The 15,608-nt window shown below is 64.1% G+C and carries 13 protein-coding genes; 5 read left to right on the plus strand and 8 right to left on the minus strand.

Going from position 1 to position 15,608, the window contains the following annotated elements; genetic code table 11:
- Position 1: 1 nt before the first annotated feature.
- On the minus strand, positions 2-193 hold the full coding sequence (locus tag XH85_RS15690; protein ID WP_128932508.1) for a hypothetical protein: 192 nt from the start codon (positions 191-193) through the stop codon (positions 2-4).
- A gap of 623 nt (positions 194-816) precedes the next feature.
- Entirely contained in the window at positions 817-2,064 is a 1,248-nt protein-coding gene (locus tag XH85_RS15695; protein ID WP_128932509.1) for a tyrosine-type recombinase/integrase, read from the minus strand.
- Positions 2,065-2,795: 731 nt separating this feature from the next.
- Here XH85_RS15695 and XH85_RS15700 point away from each other — a divergent pair.
- The 4 genes from XH85_RS15700 to uraD all read left to right on the plus strand — a co-directional run bounded on the left by XH85_RS15700 (position 2,796) and on the right by uraD (position 5,405).
- A complete protein-coding gene (locus XH85_RS15700; protein ID WP_206734876.1) occupies positions 2,796-3,071 on the plus strand; it encodes a hypothetical protein in 276 nt (91 codons plus the stop codon).
- Positions 3,072-3,160: 89 nt separating this feature from the next.
- Complete coding sequence (locus XH85_RS15705) at positions 3,161-3,574, plus strand: DUF3830 family protein (protein ID WP_014493672.1); 414 nt, start codon at positions 3,161-3,163, stop codon at positions 3,572-3,574.
- A complete protein-coding gene (gene puuE / locus XH85_RS15710) occupies positions 3,575-4,510 on the plus strand; it encodes an allantoinase PuuE (RefSeq protein ID WP_128932511.1) in 936 nt (311 codons plus the stop codon).
- A gap of 7 nt (positions 4,511-4,517) precedes the next feature.
- Complete coding sequence (gene uraD / locus XH85_RS15715) at positions 4,518-5,405, plus strand: 2-oxo-4-hydroxy-4-carboxy-5-ureidoimidazoline decarboxylase (protein ID WP_128932512.1); 888 nt, start codon at positions 4,518-4,520, stop codon at positions 5,403-5,405.
- Here uraD and XH85_RS15720 read toward each other — a convergent pair.
- On the minus strand, positions 5,402-8,128 hold the full coding sequence (locus XH85_RS15720; protein WP_128932513.1) for a molybdopterin-dependent oxidoreductase: 2,727 nt from the start codon (positions 8,126-8,128) through the stop codon (positions 5,402-5,404). The two genes, uraD and XH85_RS15720, sit on opposite strands and share 4 nt — an antisense overlap.
- Positions 8,125-8,952, minus strand: a complete 828-nt coding sequence (locus XH85_RS15725; protein ID WP_128932514.1) for an FAD binding domain-containing protein — start codon at positions 8,950-8,952, stop codon at positions 8,125-8,127. The genes XH85_RS15720 and XH85_RS15725 overlap by 4 nt, the downstream gene beginning before the upstream one ends.
- A gap of 153 nt (positions 8,953-9,105) precedes the next feature.
- Here XH85_RS15725 and XH85_RS15730 point away from each other — a divergent pair, with 153 nt between their 5' ends.
- Complete coding sequence (locus XH85_RS15730; RefSeq protein ID WP_164940782.1) at positions 9,106-10,455, plus strand: 8-oxoguanine deaminase; 1,350 nt, start codon at positions 9,106-9,108, stop codon at positions 10,453-10,455.
- A 94-nt stretch (positions 10,456-10,549) separates the two neighbouring features.
- Here XH85_RS15730 and XH85_RS15735 read toward each other — a convergent pair whose 3' ends face one another.
- From XH85_RS15735 to XH85_RS15750, 4 genes are all read right to left on the minus strand, one after another.
- Positions 10,550-11,626 carry a BMP family ABC transporter substrate-binding protein gene (locus tag XH85_RS15735; protein WP_164934525.1) on the minus strand — a complete coding sequence of 359 codons (1,077 nt, stop codon included), beginning with the start codon at positions 11,624-11,626 and terminating at the stop codon, positions 10,550-10,552.
- A gap of 79 nt (positions 11,627-11,705) precedes the next feature.
- Positions 11,706-12,623, minus strand: a complete 918-nt coding sequence (locus XH85_RS15740; protein WP_128932516.1) for an ABC transporter permease — start codon at positions 12,621-12,623, stop codon at positions 11,706-11,708.
- Positions 12,610-13,701 carry an ABC transporter permease gene (locus XH85_RS15745; protein WP_128932517.1) on the minus strand — a complete coding sequence of 364 codons (1,092 nt, stop codon included), beginning with the start codon at positions 13,699-13,701 and terminating at the stop codon, positions 12,610-12,612. Before XH85_RS15745 ends, XH85_RS15740 begins: the two co-directional genes overlap by 14 nt.
- Positions 13,685-15,256 carry an ABC transporter ATP-binding protein gene (locus XH85_RS15750; protein ID WP_128932518.1) on the minus strand — a complete coding sequence of 524 codons (1,572 nt, stop codon included), beginning with the start codon at positions 15,254-15,256 and terminating at the stop codon, positions 13,685-13,687. The genes XH85_RS15745 and XH85_RS15750 overlap by 17 nt, the downstream gene beginning before the upstream one ends.
- Positions 15,257-15,608 lie beyond the last annotated feature (352 nt).

Here is a 15,608-nt window from a genome sequence, read left to right on the forward strand (position 1 = left end):
ATTATTTTTCACGCGCCCGGCGCCACTCATCAGCAGCTTCGAGACTGATGGTGACCTTGCGCAGAGCGCGCATCTCACGCGGGCCGAGCCCTGCGTTGCGGAGCTTGTAGTACATGGACTCAGAGAGCCGATGTGCCGCACAGAATTCCGGGATGGTGTAGGCTTCGCGAAGTACTTGGTTGGTCTTGGTCATAGCGTCCTCATTGTTAGCTAGAGATATGAGGGACTATGCAGCAGCGAGGTGGGTCCTGACCAACACGCAAACACGCATGCGCGTTTGCGTGTTATTCGGTTAGCTATCTGGAGGAGACCGTTTGCGTGTTGGTTTGACAGAGGTGCGGTATCGCCGGATCGTATCCACACCGGGAACCGGCCAATCGTTTCTCTCAAATATCGGAGCGATCTTTTGCAAGACTTCCACGTGACTTAGGCCGCCCGGTATTCCGTCAGGAAACGCAATCATGGCTGCCTGATGAACTCTGTCTAGCTGCCATCCTCGCTTGGGCTTCGGCTGCTTTGGCAGCTTGTAGTGCTTAGCGAACGTCCTGTTCTTGGAGGGTCGTAAGGGACCTTTGAGCCAATGATGCTCATCTTCCTGATCTGCATCTTGCTGAGAAGGGGGCGTCGAAGGTGACTTTTTACGGCTAATCATGGCTGCGCCGATCATGCGAGACGAAGAAGGCCGAGCTTCAACGCTTGTTGTACTGGAATGTTTCCGCAGCGAAGAGAAGCTACTTGAGACGCGACCCCCGACGCATGCAATCGATGTTGGTCAGTAGCTAACCAACAGCAGGTGTTTGGCAGAGTAACGTTCGCTCAGCCGACCAACGCAACGACGTTGCGGTTAGTCAAAGGTTCGGAGTGCAGCAAAGCTCGCCGAGAGATCTCGTCGCTGTGCTCGGTAATGAACTTCGAATACGTGCGCTCGATCATCGCGACCGATGTGTTGTGCAACGACGCGACCAGCCTGATCGGCACATTTCGCAACAATAGGCGCACGATGCTCGAATGTCTCAGGGCATACATGGTGACCTCAGCCGGATCCCGGCCGATAGCAGTCACGACCTTGTCAATCTGACGATGATAGGTCTGGCCGGGATTGTCCCCCCACGGCGTGCCGTCGCTCTGCAAAAGCAACGGAGCATCGTCAGCACGCCCCTTGGCCGCTTCTATCAGTCTAGCCGCGAGCGGCGCCGTGATCGGCACCGAGAAGCGCTCATGTCTCTTCTTCGCGCGATTGCGGCCCCCGCCCTTTGCGGACTTCGGCATCATCAGTTTCGGTCGCACCGGATGAGCGTCCAGATCAGCGACGCGCAGGCGCACGACTTGGCTCGGTCGGGCGCCGGTGATCGCCAGCGTATCAGCTAGTAACCCGAGCTTGTCATCGAGCGCATAGCACTCGACCACGAATTTGCGGACTTCATCATCAGAGAGGATGACGTTGCGAGCCTCCTGCGCATCCGGCAATCCGGCAAGACCAACGTCCCACGCTCCCTTATTCTGAATACGCTGATCGTGCTGTGCAGCCAGCTCTAGCGCAGCGCACAAGCAGCCGCAGAGCCGATTGACCGTCGAAGGTGCTATCTTGGTCAGCAGCCCGTCGCGCCATTTCTGAAGCTCCCGTGAGGTGAGCACGGCGACGGGCTTGGCGAGCAGTACGGAAGTGAGATGCACGCGCGGCCACTGTGCGTTGTACGGATTGGAGCTGCGTGCCTTCAGATCGGCCTCATAGGCCGTGAGAGCGGCATCCACCGTAAGAGGTACGTTGCCGTCAGTGCTGTCGCCGCGTGCCAACTTCTTTGCAGCATCCTGCGCCTGGAAGAAGGTCAGCACCTCCTTGCCGTCACCCTCTGCGTAGTCATCGGCATCGGCTAGGCGCTTGGTCCAGTAGGCGCCATGACCGTTGCTCGCTTTCACCACCCACGTGCCGTTGGTGCGATTGCGTCGGTAAAGCAGCGAGACGCCGCGCGCGAGCGAAGGGCCGGGATAGGGCTTGCGGCGGACCTGCAACTTCAGGCGAGCGCTGCGGCTCTCCAGTGCGCTGTGACGAACCTTGCGTGCCATGGAGTGTCCCCGGTTTTGTCCCAATCGTGGGTGTGTAGCCGTGTGGAGGCCAATGGCATTATGTGACGGATATAATCTGCAAATCAATGGCTTAGCGACTCCACTGGACTCGCTGGCGCTCCATGCTGCGATATATTTTCCCCTGCGCAGGGAAGGCCGTGTGTTGGGCTTCACCTGTATGCCGCTGTGCAGTTCTTTCTGCGTGTGCCTTCGCACAGCGGACCCGTGGGTGCCAGCCGGCACCCGGCCTTCCCTGCGCCCTCTTGGCTTAGAGAGGGTGGAGTGACGAAGCAAAGCTCGGGCGAAACGCGCCGCGAGGATGGGAAGGCGTGTCTGCGACCAACCACGCGCTGTCATCGCCCGCGAAGGCGGGCGATCCAGACTCCGAGACGGCAGTGATTGAACCGAGAGGCCGCGGCGTACTGGATTCCCCGCTTTCGCGGGGAATGACAGTGGCATTTGGAGGATGACAGCGGTGCCCCATACTCCGTCATTGGAGCGCAGCGAAGCAATCCAGAATCCCTCCGCGGAAAGACTCTGGATTGCTTCGTCGCAAGGGCTCCTCGCAATGACGGCGTTGAAGCAGTTGCGCTCCCCGAATTCGTCTTGGCCTCCGCCCAGAGTGTTTGGCGCATGCCGGCTAAATATTCGGCAATCGTGCCCGCGGCGCCGATGGACTTGACCGCTGCAATCCGGTTCAATAGGGCCAATTGAGTTTCCAGGCGACAATGATGTCGAGATATCTGCTGGTCCTGCTCCTGATCGCCTCGCCGGCGGCGGCGCAAGTGAAGATGACGCCGAAGACCACGGCGGCGCATCCCGACCCCTGTGCCCCGATCGGGCGTACCGCGGACGGCAAGCTGGTCTACTCCATGAAATGCGAGACCCTGCCGGCGCCGCCCCCGCCGCCGCTGGCGGAACTGAAGGAGGCACCCGCGCCGGTCGCGGAGCCGGAGCCGGAGGTCCGGCGGAGCGGCATTTTCGGCTGGTCCTACGACCGCAGGTGAGGGCCGCGCCCCTTGCGCGAAGCCCGATGGAATGCTCTTTGCCGAGGAATCCACCGTGGGGCCCATCGCCCCCGACCCAGAGAGATGAGATGAGCAAACTCGTTATCCGCGCCGGCGATTTCACCTTCGATGCTCGCTTCGAGGAGCAGCTGGCACCCAAGACCGTCGCCGCATTCCGCAAGGCGCTGCCGTTCGAAAGCCACATCATCCATGTGCGCTGGAGCGGCGAGGGGGTGTGGATGCCGCTCGGCGACCTCGATTTCGGCGTCGGCTACGAGAACCATACGAGCTATCCCGCGCCCGGCCAGATCATCCTCTATCCTGGCGGCATCAGCGAGACCGAGATCCTGCTCGCCTATGGCGGCGTGCACTTCGCGAGCAAGATGGGCCAGCTCGCCGGCAACCATTTCATCACGCTGACCTCGGGCCTGGAGAATCTGGCGACGCTGGGCAAGAGCGTGCTGTGGAAGGGCGCCCTGCCGATCCGCTTCGAGGAAGTCTGAGTGACTGAGACAAGCTACCCGCGCGATCTTCGCGGCTACGGCCGCAACCCGCCGCATCCCGAGTGGCCCGGCAATGCGCGGGTCGCGGTGCAGTTCGTCGTCAATTTCGAGGAAGGTGGCGAGAACAACATTTTGCACGGCGACCGCGCCTCGGAAGCCTTCCTGTCCGATGTGCTCGGCGCGCAGCCCTGGCCGGGCCAGCGCCATGCCAACATCGAATCGATGTTCGAATATGGCTCGCGCGCCGGCTTCTGGCGGTTGTGGCGGATGTTCGGCGAACGCAACTGGCCGACCACCGTGTTCGGTGTCGCGACCGCGCTGAAGCGCAACCCCGAGATCGTCGCGGCGATGAAGGAGGCGGGCTGGGATATCGCCAGCCACAGCCTGAAATGGATCGAACACAAGGACATGACCGAGGCGCAGGAGCGCGCCGAGATCGCGGAAGCGATCCGCGTCCACACCGCGGCGACCGGATCGCGGCCGCTCGGCTGGTACACCGGACGCTCCTCGATCAATACCAACCGCCTCCTGATGGAGGAGGGCGGCTTCCTCTATCTCTGCGATTCCTATGCGGACGATCTGCCCTATTGGGTGAAGGGCGCGAACGGCAAGCAGCTCATCATTCCCTATACGTTAGACGCCAACGATATGCGCTTCATCAACCCGCAGGGGTTTGCCGAAGGCGAGCAGTTTTTCACCTATCTGAAGGATGCCTTCGACGTGCTCTATGCCGAAGGGCAGACCGCGCCGAAGATGATGTCGGTCGGCTTGCACTGCCGCCTCGCCGGCCGGCCCGGCCGCGCTGCGGGGCTGATGCGCTTCCTGGATTACATCGGCAAGCACGAGCGCGTCTGGGTGCCGACGCGATTGCAGATCGCACAGCACTGGCACGACAAGCACGCGCACCTTGCGGCCGATGCATTCGAGATCGGGTGAGAGAGCGATGTCGCAGATCTCGCTGGCCGATCTCAACGCTGCAAGCAAAACCGATTTCGTCGCGGCGCTCGCCAACGTCGTCGAATATTCGCCGTGGATCGCCGAGCAGCTCGCCGGGAAACGGCCGTTCAACGGCATCAACCAGTTGCATGCTGCGCTGATGGCGGCGATCCAGAGCGCCGAACCGGACGTGCAGTTGGCATTGATCCGGGCGCATCCCGATCTCGCCAACAAGACCCAGCGTGCGGCAGGGCTGACGGCAGAATCGACCGACGAGCAGAACAGCGCCGGTCTCGACCGGCTGTCGGAGGCCGAATACGCCGCGTTCGAGCGCGTCAACACCGCCTATCGCGACAAATTCGGCTTCCCCTATATCGTCTGCGTGCGCCGTCACACCAGGGATTCCATCCTGCGTGACTTCGAGACGCGGCTGCTCAACATCGTCAAGACCGAGATAAGGCGCGCGATCGAGGAGATCGGCCGCATCTCCGCGCTGCGGCTCGATCAACTCATCATTGCCGACGACAAGCTGAAGGTGCACGGCCGGCTGTCGACGCATGTGCTCGACAATCACACGGGCAAGCCTGCGCAGGGCATCCCGGTTGAGCTGGTCGAGCTCGCGCGCCTCGGCGAGAGCCGCGTCATTGCGCGCACTGTCACCAACGCGGACGGCCGCACCGATCAACCGCTGATCGGCGGTCGCCCCTTGCCGATCGGCCGCTACGAGCTCAGGTTCAGCGTTGCCAGATATTACGCCGAGCGTAACGTGCCGTTATCCGACCCGCCGTTCCTCGACGAGATCCCGCTGCGTTTCGTCATCAGCGAGCCGGAGGGGCACTATCACGTGCCGCTCCTGGTCACGCCATGGAGCTATTCGACCTATCGCGGCAGTTAATCACTGAACTTGTCGAGCAGCGCCGGAAACAACCGGTCCGGCTTGAAAGGCGGCGCGGTGAAGCGGATGCCGGTGGCATCGGCAATGGCGTTGCCGAGCGCGGCTGCGACCGGATTATACGGACTCTCGCTCATCGACTTCGCGCCCAGCGGTCCGATCGTGTCGGACGTCTCGGCGAAGAACACCTCGGTGCGGGGCACGTCGGCGAAGGAGGGCAGGTGGTAGTCGCGGAACTTCGGGTTGGTGACCCGGCCGTCTGCGTCGATCACCATCTCCTCGTGGAGCGCGGCGCCGAGTGCCTGCGCGACGCCGCCTTCGACCTGCCCGCGGCATTGCATGGGATTGGCGACGACGCCGGCGTCCGCCGCCTGCACGCTCCTGAGAATCCTGAGCTCGCCGGTGCCCTTGTTCACGGCGACGCGAAAGCCCTGTACGTTGAAGCCGACCGAGCGCGGCGTGCCGGTGGAATTGCCGGTGCCTGCGAATGGCTGTCCGCGGTCGCGTGCGAGCCTTGCCAGCTCCATAAAGGACATGCGGCGCACGCCGCTGACGACGGCGTCAGCTTCGAGCGTGCAGATCGCGGCATCGCACAGCCAAGCGTCCGCGGCCGCCGCCTTCAGCTCGGTCGCAAGCTGGAGCGCCGCCGCATGAGTCGCCTTGCCCGCGACGAACATGCCCGCGCTGCCATAGGCGCCGGTATCGTGGCCGCCATGGGCGGTGTCGGATTGGCGCAGGTGGATCCTGTCGACGTTGGTCGCAAGCGTCGTCGCCGCGATCTGCCGGTGCACCGTGCTGGTGCCGTTGCCGAACTCGGCGGTGCCGACGGTAAGGTCGAAACCGCCGTCATCGCGCAGCGCGATCATGGCGTCGGCGAGGTGGCCCGCCGGCGGCGCCGTGTCGATCATGGTCAGCGCGATGCCGTCGCCGATCAGCCATTCCGGCGGCAGCTCGGGCTGCGGGCCATCGGCCTGCATCGCGCGCTCGACGAGGTCGAGGCACTGGTCGAGCCCGTAGGAGCCATAGTCGACGTCGTGAAATTCGGACGGTGGCGGCGACAGCATGGGATCGCCTGGCCTGACGATGTTGCGCCGGCGCATCTCGTAGGGGCTGATGCCGAGCTGCTTCGCCAGCTCGTCGATCGCGGCCTCGACCGCGATCAGCGCCTGCGGCAGGCCATAGCCGCGAAACGCCCCTGCCGGCACCGTGTTGGTGTAGACGGCAAAGCCGTCGACCCGCTTGTTCGGGCAATTATAGACGCTGATGGACTCAGCCAGCGCGTGGAACATCACGGGCCCGGCGTGATTGCCGTAGGCGCCGGTGTTGGAGAGCACGTCGAGCTGGAGCGCGGTGAGCTTGCCGTCGGCATCGGCGCCGGCCTTGATGTGGACCCGCATTGGGTGGCGCGTCGAGGTCGCGATGAACTGCTCCTCGCGGGTCAGCTCCAGCTTCACCGGCCGCCCGGTCGTGAGCGCGGCAAGCGCCAGAATGTCCTCGACGAACATCTCCTGCTTGCCGCCAAAGCCGCCGCCGACGCGCTCGCAGAACACGCGGACCTTGTCCATGGGAAGCTTGAAGATATCGGACAACGCGCGCCTGGTCAGGAACGGGACCTGCGTCGAGGTGCGGACATTGAGCACGCCGGCCTCATCGAGCCAGGCGACGCCGCCATGGGTCTCCAGTGCGGCATGCTGCACACGATGACTGTGGAAGGTGCCCTCATAGGTGACGGCAGAGGTGGCGAGCGCAGCCGCGACGTCGCCGAATTCGCCATGCGTCTCCGCGACGAGGTTGCGCTGGGCGTCAGTGACCCGGTTCGCGACGGTGCGGTCAGGATGAATGACGGGTGCGCCCGGCACCATCGCCTGTTCCGGATCGATCAGCGCAGGCAGGATCTCGTAGCTGACCTTCAGCCGGCGGCACGCCTCCTCAGCGGCAGCCTCGCTCTCGGCGACGACGGCCGCAACCTTCTGGCCGATGAAGCGGACGACGTTATCGAGAGTGCGGGTGTCCTCGGGATCCATCCACTCCTTCTCGTGCCGCGCAGTCGACATCAGGACCGACGGCGCATCCTCATGCGTCAGCACGGCGTGCACGCCGGCGACGCGAAGGGCTTCCGACTTGTCGATCGCCACGATCCTGGCGTGCGCGTGCGGCGAACGAAGCAGCTTGATGTGCAGCAGTCCGTCGATGGCGGTATCGAACGTGTAGCGCGCCTTGCCGCGCACGATGTCGGGACCCGCGGGGGCCGGAAGGCTACGGCCAAATGCGGCGCCAGCCTCGACACTCGCCTCGACATTGGTGTTGCCGAGGATCGCGTCCTCGATCGAACGATAACCGGTGCAGCGGCAGATATTGCCCTTCAACGCCGTGCCGAGATCGGTGCGCTGCGCCTGGTTCAGCGAGGCGCAGGTCAGGATCATGCCGGCGGTGCAGAAGCCGCATTGAAAGCCTTGTGCATCGAGGAAGGCCTGCTGCATCGGATGGGCGCCGTGGTCTCCACCAAGGCCTTCGATCGTGGTGACGCTTCGCCCCTCGGCGCGGAACGCCGGGATCAGGCAGCTATGGACCGGCTCGCCATCCAACAGCACGGTGCAGGCGCCGCAATCACCGGCATCGCAACCCTTCTTCACGCCGAAATGGCCGAGCTCGCGCAGAAACGTACGCAGGCACTGGCCAGCACGCGGCCCTTGCGAAAACGCCGTGCCGTTGATCTCGAAGCTCATGATGGCACTCCGCCCAGGAGTTCGCCGCGGATCTCCTCGGCGAGCCGCAGCGTCATGTGCTTGCGCCAGAGCGGCTTGCCATGGATGTCGGTATGGTACAGGTCGTCCGTGATCTGCTGCGCGATCACATCGCGAAGCGCACTCGCGTCGGGGGCCTTGCGGAAGGTCAGCTGGATCGGCCGCACCGTCGATGCGGTGACCGTTAATGTCAGCGTGCCGTCCGGATCGAGGCTGCCGATCAGAAGCGCCGCCGAGCGGCCGACGGGCGCCAGCGAGATCTGGCGAAAGGCGGTGCGGCGCTTTAAAGCGGCAATCGGGATATCGATCTGCCGGATCAGGTCGCCTGGCGTCAGGCGGTTGCGCTGATTGCCGGTGACGAAGTCGGCGACGGAGATCCTCTGTTCACCACCGCCGGCCTTCCAGATGGTGCAGACGCCGTCGAGCGCTGATGTTAGCGAGATCATCGGTCCCGCCGGCAGCGACATGCAGAGATTGCCGCCGACCGTTGCCGTCTTCCAGATCTTGAACGAAGCAAGGAAGGCCCGACAGCACTGGCCGATCAGCGGCGCGGCGAGCCAGTCGGACGGGCAGGCGAGACCATCGAGCTCTGCGATGGTGCAGGTGGCCGCCATGCTGAGATGGCTCTCGGTGACCGTCAGCGCCGGCCATTTCAGGTCGGTGAGATCGATCAGCCGCCTCAGATGCGTTTGCGGCTCCGAGAACAGCCAGGTGCCGCCCGCGAGCCAAGCGTCGCCTGCCGTCCAGGCAGGGAGTTGCGCGCGTGTTTGCGGATGGGCGACCGCTGTGATGGTATTCAAATCCATGGCTGCGCCAACGCTTCGGCAGGGTGAATCGGACAAGAGAAAGTCTTGCAAGACCGGAGCCAAGTCGCAACAACAAGTCGCAGGCAAGAACGCGGTCAGACCGGCCGCCGCCTTGCAGGCCTGCCGTCAGCGGATCTGAGGAGAAGCAGGATCATGACCGACGCAAGTCCGATCTGGATCAGGGATCCCCTGGCCATCCTCGCCGACGGGGCCGAGCGCGGGGTCGTGGTGAAGGATGGCCGGATCGTCGAGCTCGTGCCGGCCGGCGGGGCGCCTGCGACCGCGGATGTCGCGGTGTTCGATGCGGGCGACCACGTCGTGCTGCCTGGCCTGATCAACACGCACCATCACTTCTACCAGACGCTGACGCGGGCCCTGCCGGCGGCGATGGATCGCGAGCTGTTTCCCTGGCTCCAGGCGCTCTATCCGGTGTGGGCGAAGCTGACGCCGGAGGCGCTGGAACTCGGCGTGACCGTGGCGATGTCCGAGCTGCTGCTGTCAGGGTGCACCACGACGACCGATCATCACTATGTCTTCCCGGCAGGACTCGAGGACGCCGTGGATATCGAAGCGGCGGTGGCGCAGCGGCTCGATATGCGCGTGCTGCTGACGCGCGGCTCGATGAACCTGTCGCAACGCGACGGCGGCCTGCCGCCTAATAGCGTCGTGCAGGACGAGGACACCATCCTCGCCGACAGCGCGCGCGTGGTCGCCAAGCATCACCAGCGTAGCGCGGATGCGATGGTGCAGATTGCGCTCGCGCCGTGCTCGCCCTTCTCCGTGACGACCTCGCTGATGCGCGCCACCGCCGAACTCGCCGAAAAGCTCGACGTGCGCCTGCACACCCATCTCGCCGAGACCGAGGACGAGAACAAGTTTTGCGAGCAGATGTATGGCTGCCGCCCGCTCGACTATCTCGAACAATGTGGTTGGCTCAATGCGCGGACCTGGCTCGCTCACGGAATTTTCTTCAACACCGAGGAGATGAAGCGGCTCGGCAAGGCCAGGACGACCATCAGCCATTGCGCGTGCAGCAACCAGCTGCTGGCCTCCGGCTGTTGCCCGGTGTGCGAGATGGAGGAGGCCGGCGTCGGCATCGGCATTGGGGTCGACGGCTCGGCCTCCAACGACGGCTCGAACCTGATGCAAGAAGTGCGTGCCGCCTTCCTGCTGCAACGAGCCCGCTACGGCGTGACGAAGGTCAGCCACAAGGACGCTCTGCGCTGGGTCACCAGAGGCTCGGCGGCGTGCGTCGGCCGGCCCGAGCTCGGCGAGATCGCCGTCGGCAAGGCCGCCGATCTCGCGTTGTTCAAGCTCGACGAGCTGCGCTTCTCCGGCCATGGCGATCCGCTGGCTGCGCTGGTGCTGTGCGGGGCCCATCGGGCCGACCGGGTGATGGTGGCGGGAAAATGGGCCGTGGTCGACGGCGCGATCCCGGGCCTCGATGTCGCGGACCTCATCCGCCGCCACAGTTCGGCGGCGCGCAGCATGCAGCTGGGATAAAAGAGGGGGCAGCCACAAGTGCCGGGTGCTTCTGGCCACCCCCTCCGAACCTCCTCCGGGAGGAGCAGGTGATCTGGTCAAAGCAAGAAGCGTGCTACTTGCCCGGCAGCTTGTCGTCGATGCCCTTCACGTAGAAATTCATGCCGAGGATCTGGCCGTCGTCGAGATGATCGCCGCCCTTGCACTCGACCGGCTTGCCGTCCTGCCCAACGATCGGGCATTTGAACGGATGCAGCTTGCCTGCTGTGATCGCGGCCTGGGCATCCTCGGCCATTTTCTTCACGTCGTCAGGCATGTTGGTGTAGGGCGCCATCGCGAACATGTGGCTGTCGAGGCCGCCCCAGGTGTCCTCCGACTTCCAGGTGCCGGCGAGCTCGGCCTTGACGCGCTCGATGTAGTAGGGGCCCCAGGTGTCAAGGATCGAGGTCAGCTGGGTCTTGGGTCCGAACTTGATCATCTCTGAGTCCTGGCCGAAGGCGAGCTTGCCGCGTTCGCTGGCGATCTGCATCGCCGCCGGCGAATCCGTGTGCTGCATGATCACGTCAGCTCCCTGGTCGATCAGCGCCTTGGCGGCGTCGGCCTCCTTGCCCGGGTCGAACCAGGTATTGGCCCAGATGATCTTGACCTTGATGTTGGGGTTGATGGTCTGCGCCGCCAGCATCGTCGCGTTGATGCCGGAGACGACCTCGGGAATCGGGAACGAGCCGATATAGCCGAGCACGCCTGACTTCGACATCTTGGCCGCGATGAGGCCTTGAATGTAGCGGCCCTGATACCATTTGGCCGAATAGGTCGACATGTTCGGGTTGCGCTTGTAGCCGGTCGCGTGTTCGAAATGCACGTTCGGATACTTCTTGGCGACCTTCAGCGTCGGATCCATGTAGCCGAAGGAGGTCGTGAAGATCAGCTTGTTGCCGGCACGGACGAGCTGCTCGATGGAGCGTTCGGCATCGGGACCTTCGGGCACGTTCTCGAGATAGGTGGTCTCGATCTTGTCGCCCAATTCCTTCACCAGCGCCTGCCGCGCGAGATCGTGCTGATAGGTCCAACCGAGATCTCCGATCGGACCCAGATAGATGAAGCCGACCTTGAGCTTGTCGGCGGCGGAGGCTGCACCGACGCTCCCGGCAAGCAAAAGCCCGGCAGCCAGCGCAAGAAGTGATTTCCTCATCATCAATCTCCAAACATCAGGGGAAAGCCACGATCCGCAACGCGCGCGCCCCATCGCGCACGCTGCGGAAATGAAAAACTCAGCGGTCAGGCACGAACACCGTGCCGAGCGCGGCCGGCGCGGTCGAGCCGCCGGTGCGGGCGCGGGAGAGCAGGACCAGGACGATGACGGTTGCGAGGTACGGCAGCGCCGACATGAACTGCGAGGGAATGCCGACGCCCCAGCCCTGCGCATGCAGTTGCAGGATCGTCACCGCGCCGAAGAGGTAAGCCCCAATGACGAGCCGGCCCGGCCGCCAGGACGAAAACACCACCAGCGCCAGCGCGATCCAGCCACGGCCTGCGGTCATGCCGGGAATGAAGAACGGCGTATAGGCAAGCGGCAGATAGGCGCCCGCAAGACCCGCGCAGGCGCCGCCGAACATCACGGCGAAGGTGCGGATGCGCAGCACGGGGTAGCCGAGTGCATGCGCGGAGACATGATTGTCGCCGCAGGCGCGCAGGATCAATCCCGCGCGCGTGCGGTACAGGAACCACCAGACGCCAACGATGAGCGCGACCGAAAAATAGACAAAGGCGTCCTCGCCGTACAGCACCCGGCCAATCAGCGGAATGTCAGTGAGGCCGGGGATGGTGAGATGCGCGGCCGGCGTGATGCGCTCGCCGACGAAGCCGGCGCCGATCAGCCCGGAGAGCCCGATGCCGAGGATGGTCAGCGCGAGACCCGTCGCGACTTGGTTGACGGCGAGCCCGAGCGTCATCAGCGCAAAGACCAGTGACATCAGCGTGCCCGCGACGATGCCGAATAGCGCTCCAATGAAGATCGAGCCGGTCAGCCAGGCGCCGGCAAAGCCGCAGGCCGCGCCGACGATCATCATGCCTTCGACGCCGAGATTGAGCACGCCGGAACGCTCGGTCACGAGCTCGCCGGTCGCCGCGATCAGCAGCGGCGTCGATGCGGCGAGGATCGCGAGGATGATGGCCTCAACCAGCCCCACGGGGCACCTCTCGGTTCGGGAAGGTCAGCTTGAAGCGGTAGAGGATGAGGGAATCGCAGGCGAGCACGTAGAACAACAAAATGCCCTGGAAGACCTTGGTGACGTCCAATGGGATCTTCATTGCGATCTGTGCCTGCTCGCCGCCGATAAAGGTCAATGCGAGAAAAAGTCCTGCAATTAATATTCCAAGCGGGTTCAGCCGGCCAAGGAAGGCGACGATGATCGCGGTAAAACCGTAACCAGGTGAGATGCCGGGCTGGAGGTGCCCGACAGGTCCTGCGACCTCGATGATGCCGGCAAGGCCTGCCAGCGCACCGGAGACCGCGAAGGTCAGGATGATGAGCTGGTCGGCATTGAAGCCGCCGAACCGCGCGGCACGCGGCGCGGCGCCAACCACGCGGATCTCAAAGCCCTTGATGGTGCGTGCGAGCAGGATCGCGGCTGCAGCGACGACGAGCAGGGAGATGATCGAGCCGAGATGCAGCCGGCCGCCCTCGATCAGCAGCGGCACCGTCGCCACCGGATCGAACTCCGCTGTGGTCGGAAAGTTGAAGCCGTGCGGATCGCGCCAGGGGCCGCGCACGAGATAGTCGAGGAAAAGGTCGGCGACATAGACCAGCATCAGGCTGGTCAGGATCTCGCTGGCGCCGAACTTCACCTTGCAGATCGCGGGGATGAGCGCATAGAGCGCGCCTGCGGCGGCGGCGAGCACGAGCATGGCCGGCAGCACCCAGGCGCCGGCATCGGTGCCCTGCGTTTTCACCGCAATCCAGCTTCCGGCGACCGCGCCGATCAGGAATTGTCCCTCGGCGCCGATGTTCCAGGCATTGGCGAGATAGCAGAGCGACAGCCCGATCGCGATCATCACCAGCGGCGTGGCCTTCACCGCGATCTCCTGAAGCGAATAGCCGTCGGTTAGCGGCGCGATGAAATAGGCATGCAATGCGAGCAGCGGATTCTTGCCGAGGATCGCGAACAGAATGACCATGGTCACGATGGTGAGGCCGATCGCGATCAGTGGCGAGATCAGCGCGATCGTATTGGAGCGTTCGGCGCGCTTCTCAAGCACCAACTGCATGCGTGACCTCCTTCGGCTCCAGGCTGCTGCCGCCCATCAGAAGACCGAGCTTTTCGCGGCTCGCTTCGCTCGCGGCAATCGGAGCCGACAGCCGGCCGTGAAACATCACGGCGATGCGGTCGGCGATCTCCGTGAGCTCGTCGAGATCCTGGCTGGTCACGAGCACGGCGGCGCCAGCTGTTGCGAGATCAAGCAGCGACTGGCGGATCACGGCGGCTGCGCCGGCGTCGACGCCCCAGGTCGGCTGGCTGACCACCAGAACCGCCGGGTTGCGCAGGATCTCGCGGCCGACGATGAATTTCTGCAGATTGCCGCCGGAGAGGGATGCTGCTTCCGGATCGCGTCTGGCCTTGCGGACGTCAAACGTTTCGGTCGCGCGGTCGACCGTCTTCAGCGTTGCCGCGGTGTCGATGAAGCCGTGGCGGACCATGCCGCTGGCGGCATGCCCGGTGAGCAGCGCGTTCTCCGACAGCTTCATGCGCGGCGCGGTGCCGTGGCCGAGACGCTCCTCGGGCACGAAGGCGGCGCCGAGCTTGCGCCGCTGCGTGATCGAGAGGTGGCCGGCGGCGATGCCCTCAATCACGACGGTGCCGGGGTCCTTCGACAGGCGCTCGCCGGAGAGTGCGGCGAACAGCTCGTCCTGGCCGTTGCCGGCGACGCCGGCGATGCCCAAGATCTCGCCGCCCTTCAGCTCGAACGAAATGTGCTCGAGACGTACGCCATGCGCTTCGCTTGGAGAGAGCGAGAGATCGTTGACGACGAGACGCGGCACGGTGGTCTTGCGGCCGGATGCGGCCTTCACTTCCTTGATCTCAGCCCCGACCATCATGCGCGCGAGCGAGGCGGCGGTCTCGCGCCGGGGATTGCAGGTTTCGACCTTCCTGCCGCCGCGCAGGATCGTTGCGGTGTCGCAGAGCCGCTTCACTTCCTCTAACTTGTGGCTGATGTAGAGGATGGCGCGGCCTTCGGCCTTGAGCCGCTCCAGCACGATGAAAAGCTGGTCGGCTTCCTGAGGCGTCAGCACTGCGGTGAGTTCGTCCAGGATCAGGAATTTCGGATCCTGCATCAGCGCCCGGACGATCTCGATGCGTTGGCGCTCGCCGACCGACAATTGCCAGACCTCGCGTCGGGGATCGAGCGGCAGTCCGTAGGTCTTCGAGACCCGCTCCAGCCGTGCCGACATGTCCTTGAACGATTCCTTCCCGTCGAGGCCGAGCGCGACGTTCTCGGCGACGGTGAGATTGTCGAACAGCGAGAAATGCTGGAATACCATGCCGATGCCGCACCTGCGCGCGTCCGAGGGACCGGACAGCACTAGTCGTTCGCCCTGCCAGCGAATCTCGCCGGCGCTGGGCTGGATCAATCCGTAGATCGCCTTGACCAGCGTTGACTTGCCGGCGCCGTTCTCGCCGAGCAGCGCGTGGATTTCCCTCGGCCGGATCTCGATGTCGATGGCATCGTTGGCGAGGAAATCACCATAGCGCTTGGTGAGCCCGATCGCCTGAAGCAGAGGGGGCTCGCCGCAATGCAGGCCGTTAGGCGTCTGATCTAACATTCGCTGATGCGCTGGCATGGATGAAGTGCCTCAATTGTGGGCTAGTTTGAGCTGTCGCGTAAGATGTGAAAAAGCGTCATCCCTTGCTCAACGCTGCGGCAGGTGCAGCGGTGCCGGTTGAGTCGTTCCGCGCTTTCGAGCGCAAACATGGACAGCGGAAGCTATCGCGCTTCGAGCCGCGCCTGTTGCAAATTTGTGACGGTTCAAACCAAATCGGAACCCTCTGTGCAGGCTTGACGCCATGTTGAGCAATCATGCGCCGGTCCGTCCATCGCTTGCAGCGCGGCGGTCGCGACGGCCACTCCAACTCGGCGTCGCATCGGGGCGTGATCAGAAAATCCGAATAAAAACA

This window comes from Bradyrhizobium zhanjiangense (assembly GCF_004114935.1).
Classification (GTDB): Bacteria; Pseudomonadota; Alphaproteobacteria; order Rhizobiales; family Xanthobacteraceae; genus Bradyrhizobium; species Bradyrhizobium zhanjiangense.